A 12,973-nucleotide genomic window follows, 5' to 3' on the forward strand; every position below is an offset into this window, starting at 1 on the left:
AACCCGCTCCCACAGGGATCGCCTCAGGCCTGAAGCCCGCGCTGTACCTGTGGGAGCGGGCTTGCCCGCGAAGAATCCAGCGCGTTATTCGCCCCAGACGCTGACGTACTCGGCAGTCTCCAGAATCGGCGCCGTGCGCGGCTCGGCCATTGGCGTGCCGACATACAGGTAGCCGATCAGCTCTTCATTCTCGGCCAGTCCCAGCCCCTTGTGCACATGGGCATCAAAGGCCATGTCGCCGGTGCGCCACACCGCGCCGATCCCCTGGGCATGCGCCGCGATCAGGATGCCATGGGCCGCGCAACCCGCCGCCAGGCGCTGCTCGGACTTGGGCACCTTGAAGTGGTCCTGCAGCTTGGCGATCACCACGATCAGCAACGGCGCACGCAATGGCATCGCCCGTGCCTTGTCCAACGCAGCCTGGCTGGCGTCGCCCTTGTGCTGCAGCGCTTCGGCGAACAGTTCACCGAGCTTGTCGCGGCCCTGACCCTCGATGGTCAGGAAGCGCCACGGCCGCAGCTGGCCGTGGTCCGGAGCACGCAAGGCGGCCTGGAACAGCGCCTCGCGCTGGGCCTCGTTGGGCGCAGGGTCGGTCAGGCGTGGCACGGAAACACGGTTGAGCAATGCGTCGAGAGCCTCCATCGGCTACCCTCCTGGCAGGTAAATGTGCGGCCATTCTAGCGTTTACATCACCAGACCCATAGGTAGAATGGCGCCCTTCCGTTTCGAGTCAGAGCAGATCACATGGCGTTGCCGACCTTAAGGATCATTGGTTTCATCATCGGCATCTTCCTGATTACCCTCGCCGTCGGCATGGCCGTGCCCATGGCGACCCTGGTGGTGTTCGAACGTACCGGCGACATGCCCGCGTTCCTCTGGTCGAGCCTGATCACCTTCATCGCCGGCCTGGCCATGGTCCTGCAGGGCCGCCCCGAGCACGTCCACCTGCGCCCGCGGGACATGTACCTGCTGACCGTCAGCAGCTGGGTGGTGGTGTGCGTCTTCGCTGCCCTGCCCTTCCTGCTGACCCAGCACATCAGCTACACCGACGCCTTCTTCGAAAGCATGTCCGGCATCACCGCCACCGGCGCCACGGTGCTCAGCGGACTGGATACCATGTCACCGGGCATCCTGATGTGGCGCTCGATGCTGCACTGGCTCGGCGGCATCGGCTTCATCGCCATGGCGGTGGCGATCCTGCCGCTGCTGCGCATCGGTGGCATGCGCCTGTTCCAGACCGAATCGTCGGACCGCTCGGAAAAGGTCATGCCGCGCTCGCACATGGTCGCCAAATCGATCGTTGGCGTGTACGTCGGCTTCTCGATCTTTGGCGCGCTGGCCTTCTGGTGGGCCGGCATGAGCCCGTTCGATGCCATCAACCACGCCATGTCGGCCATCTCCACCGGCGGGTTCTCCACCTCTGACCAGTCGCTGGCCAAATGGGACATCCCTGCCGTGCACTGGGTCGCGGTGGTGGTGATGATCCTCGGCAGCCTGCCCTTCACGCTGTACGTGGCGACCCTGCGCGGCAACCGCAAGGCGCTGATCCGCGACCAGCAGGTGCAAGGTTTGCTGGGCATGCTGGTGGTGACCTGGATCGTGCTCGGCACCTGGTACTGGTACACCACCAACCTGCACTGGCTCGATGCCTTGCGCCACGTGGCCCTGAACGTGACCTCGGTGGTCACCACCACCGGCTTCGCCCTGGGTGACTACAGCCTGTGGGGCAACTTCTCGCTGATGCTGTTCTTCTACCTGGGCTTCGTCGGGGGGTGTTCCGGCTCCACGGCCGGCGGCATCAAGATCTTCCGCTTCCAGGTGGCCTACATCCTGCTCAAGGCCAGCCTCAACCAGCTGATTCACCCACGCGCGGTGATCAAGCAGAAGTACAACGGCCACCGGCTGGACGAAGAGATCGTACGCTCCATCCTGACTTTCTCGTTTTTCTTCGCCATCACCATCTGCGTGATGGCCCTGCTGCTGTCGCTGTTGGGCGTGGACTGGATGACCGCACTGACCGGCGCCGCCGGGACGGTATCGGGCGTCGGCCCTGGCCTGGGCGAAGTGGTCGGCCCGTCGGGCAACTACTCGACGCTGCCGGATGCCGCCAAGTGGATCCTCGCCACCGGCATGCTGCTGGGCCGCCTGGAGATCATCACGGTGCTGGTGTTGTGTATGCCGGCGTTCTGGCGCCACTGACCTGGGCAGGCTCCGCACCCAACCGGGCGCGGTATTCGCTGGGGGTCACATCGAACCAGCGGCGAAACGCCCGGTAGAAGTTGCTCGGGTCGGCAAAGCCCAGCAGATAGGCGGTTTCCAGCAGGGTCATGCCCGGCTGGGCCAGGTACTGTTCGGCCAGCTCCCGGCGGGTGTCGTCGAGCAAGGTCTGGAAGCTGGTGCCCTCTTCCTGCAGGCGGCGCTGCAAAGTGCGCTGGGACAGGTGCAGGGCCTGGGCCAGGGTTTCGCGCTTGGGTTCGCCTTGCGGCAGGATGCGGCACAGCACCTGGCGCACCCGGTGCGTCACCCGGCTCTCCGAAAAACGCGCGAGGTATTCACCGGCAAAGCGGTCATGCAGGATGGCCATGGCTTCGTTGGCGGTGGGCAATGGCGCTTCCATGTCGGCCCGCTCGAACACCAGGGCATCGTGCGGCGCACCGAACACCAGCGGGGAATGAAACGCCACCTTGTACGGCTCGATGTCCTTCGGCTGCGGCCCTTGCACCAGCACCCGCCGCGGCTGCACCGGCCGGCCACTGAGCCACTTGCACAGCGCCAGCGCACAGGCCAGCGACGCTTCGGCACTGTGCCGGGTGGGCGGCAGGTGATCGCCATGCACGGTCAGAATCAGTGAATAGCCTTCGGGGCCGAGAATGAAGCTCAGGTCGGAGCTTTCGGCAATGATCCGCTGGTAGCGCACCAGCCGTTCGAAACCTTCAGCCAGGGTGCGACTGGACATCAGCGCGTAGCCCACCACGTGGAAAGAAGCCGGGCGCACCACCCGCGCCATGTTCAGGCCAATGGCTTCGTTGCCCGAAAGCTCGACCGCCAGCTGCCACAGGCGGGTCATGGCGTCCTGCGGAAAACGTGCATCCGGGTCGTCGAGTGCAGCGAAATCCAGCCCCAGTTGCTTGAACATGGCCGGGCAGTCGAGCCCTTCCAGCTCCAGCGCCTTGACAATCCCTGATGCCCAGCTGGCTGACGTGGTTCTTTCACTCATGGCAGGCTTCTTATGCTGACCGCTTCATGCGGTTAACCCCAAGGATACTCATTTGGCGCCTATTGTCACTGGCCGGCCCCGCCAATCACTCTAGACTCGATTCAGGCTCCACGCCGTGTATCCTGTCAAAAAGTGATAATCCCGGAGTACTGCCCATGACCAGCACCACGCAGTTTCGCAGTTTCGCCGAGTTCTATCCGTATTACCTGGGGGAGCACAGCAACCCCACCTGCCGGCGCCTGCACTTTGTCGGCACCAGCCTGGTGATCGCCTTGCTGGCCTACACCATCGGCAGCGGGAAGTGGTTGCTGTTGCTGGCGGTGCCGCTTTGCGGATACGGCTTCGCCTGGGTGGGGCACTTCTTCTATGAGCGGAACAGACCAGCGACGTTCAAGCACCCCTGGTACAGCCTGGTGGGTGACTTCGCCATGTTCCGCGACATCCTGCTTGGGCGGATCAGCCTCTAGGCCGGCTCACGCAGGGCCGCTGCAGCCTCGGCCTGGCGCGCCTGCGCATCGGCCAGCCGGTACAACTCGATGCTGCCGTCCCAATGCTCGATCAGCGCCGTGCACGACTCCACCCAATCGCCGCAATTGAGGTAATCCACCTCGCCGACCTTGCGTATTTCGGCGTGGTGGATATGCCCGCACACCACCCCGTGAAAACCGCGGCGGGTGCACTCATGGGCAATCGCATCCTCGAAGTCGCTGATGAAATTCACCGCCCCCTTGACCTTGTGCTTGAGGTACGCCGACAGCGACCAGTAGCCGTACCCGTAGCGCGCACGCCAGTGGTTGAGCCAGCGGTTGAGCACCAGGGTGAACTCGTAGGCACGGTCGCCCAGGAACGCCAGCCAGCGGTGATAGCGGGTGATCACGTCGAACTGGTCACCATGGATCACCAGCAGCCGGCGACCATCGGCGGTCAGGTGCTCGGCCTCGTCCACCAGCTGGATGTTGCCCAGCATCAGCTTCGAGTAACGGCGCAGGAACTCGTCATGATTGCCGGTGACGTAGATCACCTCGGTACCGCGCTTGCTCATGGTCAGCAGGCGTCGGATCACGTTGGTGTGGGCTTGCGGCCAGTAGATGCCGCCGCGCAGCTTCCAGCCGTCGATGACGTCGCCGACCAGGTAGATGCGGTCGGCCTGGTAGCCCTTGAGGAACTGCGACAGGTGTTCGGCCTGGCAGTCACGCGTGCCCAGGTGCACATCGGATATCCACAGGGTGCGCACGCGCTGCTTGCGTGACGGGCGAGAAAGTTCGGCATGGGTCATGGGCAGGCTCCGGCGCTGTTTGCTGGAGACTGGCAGGCCCAGGTGACAGGTTGGTGGCAGGGATGTGACGAGTGATGGCGTGCCAGGAATGCGGCACAATGGCTGGCAGCCCCACGAGGACGCCCCATGGCCGGCCCGATACTTTCCTTGCGCCACTACCGCGATGAGCTGATCGCCCACAGCCACGAACACCCGCAATTGGTGTTCGGCCTGCACGGGCGCCTGGACTTCGAGGTGCAGGGCCACGGCGCCAAGGTCGCCCGCCAGGGCCTGGTGGTGGTGCCCGCTGGCGCTCACCACACCTGCGGCAGCGCTATCGGCAGCGATTGCCTGGTGCTGGACGTGCCCGGCGAGCACTGGTTGCACGAACAACTGGGGGCGCATGCCGATGCCAGCCGACGCCTGCTCGACCAGCCTGGCGCACTGGGGCTGGATGAGCGCCAGCAGCAACTAGTGGACTGGCTGGCGGCAAGCCCCATGGACGACCCATTGATCGCCCGGCAAGGCGCGGTGCTGTTGCTGGCCAGCCTCAACCCCAGCGCCTCGGCCATCGTCAAGCCCAGCCAGCGCCTGCCCTATGCCGCTTTCGACGCACATATCGAGCAGCATGCAGCGCACCCGTTGCAGGTGGCCGACCTGGCGCGCATCGCAGGCCTGTCCAGTGCCCGGCTGCATGCGCGGTTTACCACCGAGTGCGGCATGACGCCGATGGACTACATCCGCCAGCGACGCCTGCTCAAGGCACGGCGGCTGGTCACGCAGACCTTGCTGCCGATGGGCGAGATTGCGGCGCAGGTGGGCTACAGCTCGCAGAGTGCGTTTTCGGCGGCGATGCTGCGCGCGTTTGGTTGCTCGCCGCTGGCCATGCGGCGAGAGCCTGGCGACAACTGACGGCAGGATGGCGACAGAACCTGTTGCCCTGAGGATTTACACTTTGCTGCACCGGCCCTTTCGCGGGCAAGCCCGCTCCCACAGGAATATCACCACCCTCCAGAGCAACACTTTTCCTGTGGGAGCGGGCTTGCCCGCGAAAGGGCCGGTACAGCCAGTAAAGATCTTGAGCAAGGACCCAACATGAACCACCGCACTGCCCTCGGCGCCCTGCACATCGGCGCGCTGTTCTTCGGCCTGACCGGCGTCTTCGGCAAGCTGGCCGCCAGCGCCAGCCCGGCGATCATCGTCTTCGGCCGCGCCGCCTTTGCCGTGCTGGCCCTGGCGCTGTTCGCCAGCCTCACAGGCCCCGGCTGGCGACGCCTGAGTGGCCAGGACATACGCCGCCTGCTGCTCGGCGGCGTGTTGCTGGCCGGCCACTGGGTCAGCTTCTTCATTGCCGTGAAAGTCGGTGGCGTGGCCATTGCCACCCTGGGCTTTGCCAGCTTCCCGGCCTTCACCGTGATCCTCGAAGGCCTGCTGTTCCGCGAGCGCATCCGGCGCAACGAAGGCGTGCTGGTGGCGCTGGTCAGCATCGGCCTGATCCTGGTCACCCCGGCATTCGACCTGGCCAGCCAGGCCACCGGCGGCCTGCTCTGGGCCTTGCTCTCCGGCTTGTTGTTCTCACTGCTGTCGCTGACCAACCGGGCCGGCTCCGGGCGCTTGCCGGCCGTACAGGCGGCACTGTGGCAGAACCTGGTGGTCGGCTTGTGCCTGCTGCCCTTTGCCGGCCCGGGCCTGAGCCAGGTGGCCCGCACGGACTGGCTGTGGATCGCCCTGCTCGGGGTTTTCTGCACCGGCGTCGCCCACAGCCTGTTCGTGGCCAGCCTGTCGGTGATCAAGGCGCGCACCGCCGCCGTGGTGTTCGCCATGGAACCGGTCTATGGCATCGCCGTGGCCTGGGCGGTGTTCGCCGAAACGCCCACCCTGCGCATGCTGCTGGGCGGTGTGCTGATCATCTTCGCCATCGTGCTGTCCAGCCGCCTGGCCGCCGAGCAACCTCCCCGGCACAAGGCCGTGGCCGAAGGCGCCTGATCAGCGATCGTTGTGGCCCAGGTCGCGCTGCGGGTCGATCTGGTCGCGCACGCGCTGCTTGAGCACCTTGGCCTCGGGGAAGCCACCGTCGGCCTTGCGCTCCCAGATCTGCACGCCATTGCAGGTGATGCGGAAGATCCCGCCGGTGCCCGGCTCCAGCGCCACCCGGCCGAGGTCATCAGTGAAGGTGCTGAGCAGTTCCTGGGCCAGCCAGGCGGCACGCAGCAGCCATTGGCACTGCGTGCAATATGTGATGACGATTTCCGGCTTGTTGTCGGCCATGCTGAGGCATCTCCAGGTAAGGGGCCGCTTATACTAGCGGTCTTTAGCCTTCGGTTTGAGACTCACGATGCGCCGCCTGCTGTTCTGCCTTTTGCTGACGCTCACCACTCTCACCACGTACGCCGCCGAGCCTGCCCGCCCCAAGGTCGGCCTGGTGCTGTCTGGCGGTGCCGCCCGTGGCCTGGCCCATATCGGCGTGCTCAAGGCCCTGGAGGAACAGGGCGTGCACATCGACGCCATCGCCGGCACCAGCATGGGTGCGGTGGTGGGCGGGCTGTATGCCTCCGGCTACAGCGTCGAAGAACTGGAGAAACTCGCCACCACGCTGGACTGGCAGCAGGCGCTGTCCGATGCGCCGCCACGCAAGGATGTGCCGTTCCGGCGCAAACAGGATGACCGCGACTTCCTGGTCAAACAGAAGCTGAGCTTTCGCGACGACGGCAGCCTCGGCCTGCCCCTGGGTGTGATCCAGGGCCAGAACCTGGCGCTGCTGCTGGAAAGCAAGCTGGCCCACACCGCCGACACCCGTGACTTCGACAAGCTGCCGATCCCCTTTCGCGCCGTGGCCACCGACATCGCCAGCGGCGAGAAGGTGGTGTTCAGCCGTGGCCACCTGCCGCAGGTGATTCGCGCGAGCATGTCGATCCCGGCCGTGTTCGCCCCGGTCGAACTGGACGGCCGCCTGCTGGTGGATGGCGGCATGGTCGACAACATCCCGCTCGACGTGGCCCGGGAAATGGGCGTCGACCTGGCCATCGTCGTCGACATCGGTACCCCGCTGCGCGACCGCAAGCAACTGGCCACGGTGGTCGATGTGCTCAACCAGTCGATCACCCTGATGACCCGGCGCAATTCCGAGGAGCAGCTGGCCAGCCTGCACCGCGACGACATCCTGATTCAGCCGCAACTGGCTGCGTTCGGCGTCACCGACTTCGGCCGTGCCCAGGACATGATCGACGCCGGCTACCGCGCCACCCGCCTGCTCGACACGCGCCTGGCCGTACTCCGCCAACCAGAGCACGACGCCAGCCTGGCCGTGGCCCGCTCGCCAGGCCAGCGCACACCGGTGATCACCGCGATCAGGATCGAGAACGACTCCAAGGTCAGCGACGACGTGATCCGCTACTACATCCGCCAGCCGATTGGCGAGCCGCTGGCGCTCGACCGCCTGCAGACCGACATGGGCACCCTGTATGGCCTGGACTACTTCGACCGGGTGCAATACCGCGTGGTGCACAAGGGCAATGACAACACCCTGGTGATCAATGCCCGCGGCAAGCGCGGCGGCACCGATTACCTGCGCCTGGGCCTGAACCTGTCGGACGACCTGCGTGGCGACAGCGCCTTCAACCTCGGCGCCAGCTACCGCATGAACGGCATCAACCGGCTGGGCGCGGAATGGCTGACCCGCGCCCAGCTCGGCGACCAGCAGGAACTCTACAGCGAGTTCTATCAGCCGCTCGACGTAGGTTCGCGCTATTTCGTCGCGCCGTACCTTGACCTTGGCTCACAGAACATCGAAGCGACCCTGGACAACGACCCGATCGCCGAGTACCGGCTGGAGCGTTATGGCTTTGGCCTCAACGTCGGCCGGCAGATCGGCACGTCCGGCGAAGTACGCCTGGGCGTGGGCAAGGCCTGGGGCGAGGCCGAAGTGCGTATTGGCGATCAGGACCTGCCCTCGGTCAGCTTCAACGAAGGTTTCTACGAGCTGAAGTATTCGTTCGACACCCTCGACAATGTGTACTTCCCGCACCGTGGCGAGGACATCGGCCTGACCTTGCGCAAGTACGACAAGTCGCTGGATTCGGATGACGAGTACCGGCAGTGGCTGCTGAACCTGGACAAGGCCTTCAGCGTCGGGGCCAACACCTTTGTACTCGGTGGGCGCTACGGGCGCACGCTGGACGCTACCGAGGTAGTGACCTCGAGTTTCGTGATGGGGGGTGCGCGGGAACTGTCGGGGTTCCGCCAGGACTCGGTGTCAGGGCAGAACGTCAGCCTGCTGCGGATGGTGTACTACCGGCGCCTGACGCCACGGGCCTATCTGCCGCTGGACTTCCCGCTGTATGTCGGCGGGTCGCTGGAGCGTGGGCGGGCCTGGAACAACGACAACGCGTTCGACAGTGGCTACATCAATGCGGCGAGCATCTTCCTCGGGCTGGAGACGCCGTTGGGGCCGTTGAACCTGAGTTATGGGGCCAACACTGCCAATGAGCAGGCGGTGTACCTGAACCTGGGGCATACCTTCTAGATTGCCGGGGCCGCTTTGCGGCCCCAGAGCCTTCAGGACTTCTCGAGGTTGGCGAGGATCTTGGCATGCACCCGCATGCACACTTCCAGATCCGCCTCGTCCACGCCCGTGAACAGCTCCAGGCGCAGGGCGTTGGCAATGGTCTCGATCTGCTCGATCAGCGGCTTGGCCGGTGGGCACAGCAGGATCTTTTTCGCCCGCCGGTCCTCCAGCACCGCCTGGCGACGCACCAGGCCTTGGCTTTCCAGGCTGTCGAGCAGCCGCGCCAGGGTCGGGCCCTCAACGCCCACGCTTTGCGCCAGCTCACGCTGGGTGGGCGCCTCATCGAAGCGGGCCAGGTGCAACAACACCAGCCAGCGCGCCTGGGACAGGTTGAGCCCGGCCAGGCGGCGATCCAGCTCGGCACGCCAGCCGCGGGACATCTGCGCCAGCTGCATGCCGAAGCGGTGTTGGTTGTCGGTCAGGGGCATAAGCAACTCATAGACTAGAACTAATTATTAGTCAGCTAACCATGCTCCGGGGCATCAAGCAAGGCTGCCCACCCCGGAAATGTCCGATAATCGTCAAAAAGGATGATAAGCATCAGCAGTTGACGGAAATGCCGCCCATCAGAGTTCGAACTCCGCCGCCAGTGCCGCACGCACGCAGTACAACACGCCTTCTGGCACCCGGGCGCCGAACAAGGGCGCAATCGCCGATACCGGCGGCAGTTCACCCTCGCCATCGAGGAAGGCGTCCTGCACTTCCATCATCAGGTCTTCCGGCAGGTCCAGCGCCTGCTCCAGGCTCAGTTCCTGGCGGCCAAGGGCCTCGGCCAGCAGGCTGTAGACGTTCTTCTCGCTGCAGTTGAGCTGCCCGGCGATCTGCGCTGGCGTCATGCCGGCGCGGGCCAGGCTGACCAGCTCGTGGCGCAGGTCGAGCACCACCTTTGGCGCCTCTTCGGTGCCACCGGCGCCATTGAGCACTTCGAGGAAGGCCTGGCCATAGCGCTCCAGCTTGCGCGCCCCCACGCCACTGACCTGGGCCATGTCGCTGAGGCTGGTCGGCTGGCTGCGGAGCATTTCCAGCAGGGTGGAATCGGGGAAGATGACATAGGGCGGCACGCTGTGCTCTTCGGCCAGCTTGCGCCGCAGGGTGCGCAGCGCCTCCCACAGTTCGCGCTCCTCGGCGCGCACCAGCTGGCTGGCCGGGCTGCCACCGCCGGAAGAAGCCTTGGCCACCGTCTGTGGCTTGAGGTCACGGCGCAGTTGCAGGTTCACCTCGCCCCGCAGCAATGGCCGGCAGCTGTCGGACAGGCGCAGGCCGCCATAGCCTTCCAGGTCGATGTCGACCAGGCCGCGTGCCACCAGCTGGCGGAACAGCGAACGCCATTCGGCCTCGGCCACGCCCTTGCCGACGCCGAATACCGAAAGCTTCTCGTGGCCAAAGTTGCGCACCTTCTCGGTGTCCTTGCCCAGCAGCACGTCGACCAGGTGGCCGACGCCGTAGCGCTGGCCGGTGCGGAACACGGCCGACAACGCCTGACGGGCAGGCTCGGTGGCGTCCCAGGTCTGGATCTGATCGATGCAGTTGTCGCAGTGGCCGCAGGGTTGGTCGAGGGTTTCGTCGAAATAGGCCAGCAGCGACTGGCGGCGGCAGCGGGTTTCTTCGCACAGGGCCAGCATGGCGTCGAGCTTGTGCTGTTCGATGCGTTTGTGGCGCTCGTCACCTTCGGAGTTCTGCAGCATCTGCTTGAGCATCACCATGTCCTGCAGGCCGTAGGCCATCCAGGCATCCGACGGCAGGCCGTCACGGCCGGCGCGGCCGGTTTCCTGGTAATAGGCCTCGAGCGACTTGGGCAGGTCGAGGTGGGCGACGAAGCGCACGTTGGGCTTGTCGATGCCCATGCCGAAGGCAATGGTGGCGACCATGATCAGCCCTTCCTCGTTGAGGAAGCGGTGCTGGTTGGCGGCACGCGTCTCGGCGGCAAGGCCGGCGTGGTACGGCAAGGCCGGGAAGCCTTGCTCGCAAAGGAACGCGGCGGTTTCGTCGACCTTCTTGCGCGACAGGCAGTAGACGATGCCGGCATTGCCACGGCGCTCGCCGAGGAAGGCCATCAGTTGCTTGCGCGGCGCCTCCTTGGGCACGATGCGATAGAAGATGTTCGGCCGGTCGAAACTCGACAGGAAGCGCTCGGCGCCCTGCAGGTGCAGGCGCTGGACGATCTCCTCGCGGGTTCGCATGTCGGCGGTGGCGGTCAGGGCGATACGCGGCACGTGCGGGAACAGCTCGGCCAGCTGCCCCAGCTGCAGGTATTCCGGGCGGAAGTCATGGCCCCATTGCGACACGCAGTGGGCTTCGTCGATGGCGAACAGGGAGATGTCAAGGTCGCGCAGGAAGTCCAGCATGCGCGGCTGCACCAGGCGCTCCGGCGCCAGATAGAGCATTTTCACCTCGCCCCGGCGCAGGCGCCCGGCCAGGTCACGCTGCTGCTCGGGGCTCAGCGTGGAGTTCAGCGCCGCCGCGGCGACGCCCAGTTCGTCGAGGGTGGCGACCTGGTCGTCCATCAGCGCGATCAGCGGCGACACCACCACCGTCAGGCCCGGGCGCAACAGGCCGGGCACCTGGAAGCACAGGGACTTGCCGCCACCGGTTGGCATCAGCACCAGGGCATCGCCGCCATTGGCCACGCATTCGATGATCGCTGCCTGGCGCCCGCGGAAACTGTCGTAACCGAAGATATCCTTGAGAACGCGCTGAGCCTGTTCGAGCATGTGCAACTCCACAAATCGCCGTACCATCCTGGACACAGGCTGGACGAAAAACCCGCTCCGCACACGCCAAAAGCGTAAGCGGCTTTTGCCAGCTGGCCGGGAAAACCCGCCCCTGGATGAAAAATGGCGGAGTATACCGTAGTGACGGCTCGCACAGGATGCCCGGTGACAGACGTTCCCTTTGCCCCGCTGCCGCCGCAAGGTGCTAGAATTCACTATCGTTTATTCCCCCAAGGTAGCCCTGTAATGTCCTTCGCCGAGCAACTGACCCGCCTGCAAGCCTTCCTCGACGCCGACGAGCTGCACGAAGAAGCGCTGGACTACGTCGCCGCACACGGCTACCTGACCGCGCTGTCGATCTGCTCCGAGGACGTCCCCGAGCGTGAATGGATCGACGCGCTGTTCGCCGAAGAGCCCCATTACGCCAGCGATGCCCAGCGCACCGAGATCGAAGCGACGCTGGTGGCCCTCAAAGGCCACATCGCCCGCCAACTGGCCAGCGACGAAGAATTCGACCTGCCATGCGAGCTGGACCTGACCGACGAGCCGGATGATTCCGACCTGCGCGGCTGGTGCATCGGTTTCATGGAGGGCGTGTTCCTGCGGGAAGAGGCCTGGTTCGAGAACGCCGAGGAAGAAGTCAGCGAGATGCTGCTGCCGATCATGGTCGGTTCCGGCCTGTTCGACGAGCAGCCTGAGTTCGCCGACATCGCCAGCAACGCCAACCTGCAGGACGACATGATCGTGCAGATCCCGGAAGCGCTGAGCGCGCTGTTCCTGCTGCTGCACGCTCCCGACGAGAAGCCGGCGCTGCTCAAGCCACGCCACCACTGAGTCGGCCGTGCGCTACCTGCTGCTGGCCGTCGGCTGGCTCAGTGTTGCGCTGGGGGTGCTGGGGATCTTCCTGCCGGTGTTGCCCACCACCCCGTTCCTGCTACTGGCGGCGGCCTGCTTCGCCCGCAGCTCACCGCGCTTTCACGATTGGCTGGTCAACCACCCCAAGCTTGGGCCGTGGATCCGTGACTACCTGAGTGGCGAGGGCATTCCGCTCAAGGGCAAGGTCTACGCCATCGGCCTGATGTGGGCAAGCATCGGTCTGTCCTGCTACCTGGTGCCGCTGTTCTGGGCCAGGGCCTTCATGCTCACCAGTGCAGTGCTGGTCAGCCTGTACATCCTCAAACAGAAGACCCTGCGCCGGCCCGGTTGAACGCTGCTTACTCCTGTTC

The 12,973-nt window shown here is 65.3% G+C and carries 13 protein-coding genes; 7 read left to right on the forward strand and 6 right to left on the reverse strand.

Annotated elements, in window-relative coordinates; translation table 11 throughout:
• Positions 1-84 precede the first annotated feature (84 nt).
• Positions 85-642 carry an NAD(P)H nitroreductase gene (locus CAF78_RS01435; protein WP_085675830.1) on the reverse strand — a complete coding sequence of 186 codons (558 nt, stop codon included), beginning with the start codon at positions 640-642 and terminating at the stop codon, positions 85-87.
• A 102-nt stretch (positions 643-744) separates the two neighbouring features.
• Between CAF78_RS01435 and CAF78_RS01440 the strand changes: the two genes are divergently transcribed.
• The gene (locus CAF78_RS01440) at positions 745-2,199 is read left to right on the forward strand and encodes a TrkH family potassium uptake protein (protein ID WP_085675829.1); all 1,455 of its coding nucleotides are present in this window, start codon (positions 745-747) and stop codon (positions 2,197-2,199) included.
• Here CAF78_RS01440 and CAF78_RS01445 read toward each other — a convergent pair.
• Positions 2,156-3,217, reverse strand: a complete 1,062-nt coding sequence (locus tag CAF78_RS01445; protein ID WP_085675828.1) for an AraC family transcriptional regulator — start codon at positions 3,215-3,217, stop codon at positions 2,156-2,158. The genes CAF78_RS01440 and CAF78_RS01445 overlap by 44 nt on opposite strands.
• 155 nt (positions 3,218-3,372) lie before the next feature.
• On the opposite strand from CAF78_RS01445, the gene CAF78_RS01450 reads away from it, so the two are divergent.
• Positions 3,373-3,684 carry a DUF962 domain-containing protein gene (locus CAF78_RS01450; RefSeq protein WP_027921063.1) on the forward strand — a complete coding sequence of 104 codons (312 nt, stop codon included), beginning with the start codon at positions 3,373-3,375 and terminating at the stop codon, positions 3,682-3,684.
• On the opposite strand, the gene CAF78_RS01455 is transcribed toward CAF78_RS01450, so the two are convergent.
• The gene (locus tag CAF78_RS01455; RefSeq protein ID WP_085675827.1) at positions 3,681-4,493 is read right to left on the reverse strand and encodes a UDP-2,3-diacylglucosamine diphosphatase; all 813 of its coding nucleotides are present in this window, start codon (positions 4,491-4,493) and stop codon (positions 3,681-3,683) included. The genes CAF78_RS01450 and CAF78_RS01455 overlap by 4 nt on opposite strands.
• A gap of 126 nt (positions 4,494-4,619) precedes the next feature.
• On the opposite strand from CAF78_RS01455, the gene CAF78_RS01460 reads away from it, so the two are divergent.
• Both CAF78_RS01460 and CAF78_RS01465 read left to right on the forward strand, forming a co-directional pair.
• The gene (locus tag CAF78_RS01460; protein ID WP_085675826.1) at positions 4,620-5,384 is read left to right on the forward strand and encodes an AraC family transcriptional regulator; all 765 of its coding nucleotides are present in this window, start codon (positions 4,620-4,622) and stop codon (positions 5,382-5,384) included.
• Positions 5,385-5,567: 183 nt separating this feature from the next.
• On the forward strand, positions 5,568-6,458 hold the full coding sequence (locus CAF78_RS01465; RefSeq protein ID WP_085675825.1) for a DMT family transporter: 891 nt from the start codon (positions 5,568-5,570) through the stop codon (positions 6,456-6,458).
• Here the strand turns inward: CAF78_RS01465 and CAF78_RS01470 are convergent, their stop codons facing one another.
• Positions 6,459-6,740, reverse strand: a complete 282-nt coding sequence (locus tag CAF78_RS01470) for a SelT/SelW/SelH family protein (protein ID WP_016498461.1) — start codon at positions 6,738-6,740, stop codon at positions 6,459-6,461. It abuts the gene before it with no gap.
• A gap of 67 nt (positions 6,741-6,807) precedes the next feature.
• Between CAF78_RS01470 and CAF78_RS01475 the strand changes: the two genes are divergently transcribed.
• The gene (locus CAF78_RS01475; RefSeq protein WP_085675824.1) at positions 6,808-8,994 is read left to right on the forward strand and encodes a patatin-like phospholipase family protein; all 2,187 of its coding nucleotides are present in this window, start codon (positions 6,808-6,810) and stop codon (positions 8,992-8,994) included.
• Between the two features lie 32 nt (positions 8,995-9,026).
• Here CAF78_RS01475 and CAF78_RS01480 read toward each other — a convergent pair whose 3' ends face one another.
• Together CAF78_RS01480 and recQ are read right to left on the reverse strand one after the other, a co-directional pair.
• Positions 9,027-9,464: a MarR family transcriptional regulator gene (locus tag CAF78_RS01480; RefSeq protein ID WP_085675823.1), complete on the reverse strand. Its 438-nt coding sequence runs from the start codon at positions 9,462-9,464 to the stop codon at positions 9,027-9,029.
• 138 nt (positions 9,465-9,602) lie between these two features.
• A complete protein-coding gene (gene recQ, locus CAF78_RS01485) occupies positions 9,603-11,747 on the reverse strand; it encodes a DNA helicase RecQ (protein WP_085675822.1) in 2,145 nt (714 codons plus the stop codon).
• A gap of 246 nt (positions 11,748-11,993) precedes the next feature.
• Here recQ and CAF78_RS01495 point away from each other — a divergent pair, with 246 nt between their 5' ends.
• Positions 11,994-12,581: a YecA family protein gene (locus CAF78_RS01495; RefSeq protein ID WP_039602166.1), complete on the forward strand. Its 588-nt coding sequence runs from the start codon at positions 11,994-11,996 to the stop codon at positions 12,579-12,581.
• A gap of 7 nt (positions 12,582-12,588) precedes the next feature.
• The gene (locus tag CAF78_RS01500) at positions 12,589-12,954 is read left to right on the forward strand and encodes a YbaN family protein (protein ID WP_085675820.1); all 366 of its coding nucleotides are present in this window, start codon (positions 12,589-12,591) and stop codon (positions 12,952-12,954) included.
• Positions 12,955-12,973: the final 19 nt, after the last annotated feature.

Origin of the sequence: Pseudomonas sp. R28(2017), from assembly GCF_002112505.1 — a bacterium.
Taxonomy (GTDB): domain Bacteria; phylum Pseudomonadota; class Gammaproteobacteria; order Pseudomonadales; family Pseudomonadaceae; genus Aquipseudomonas.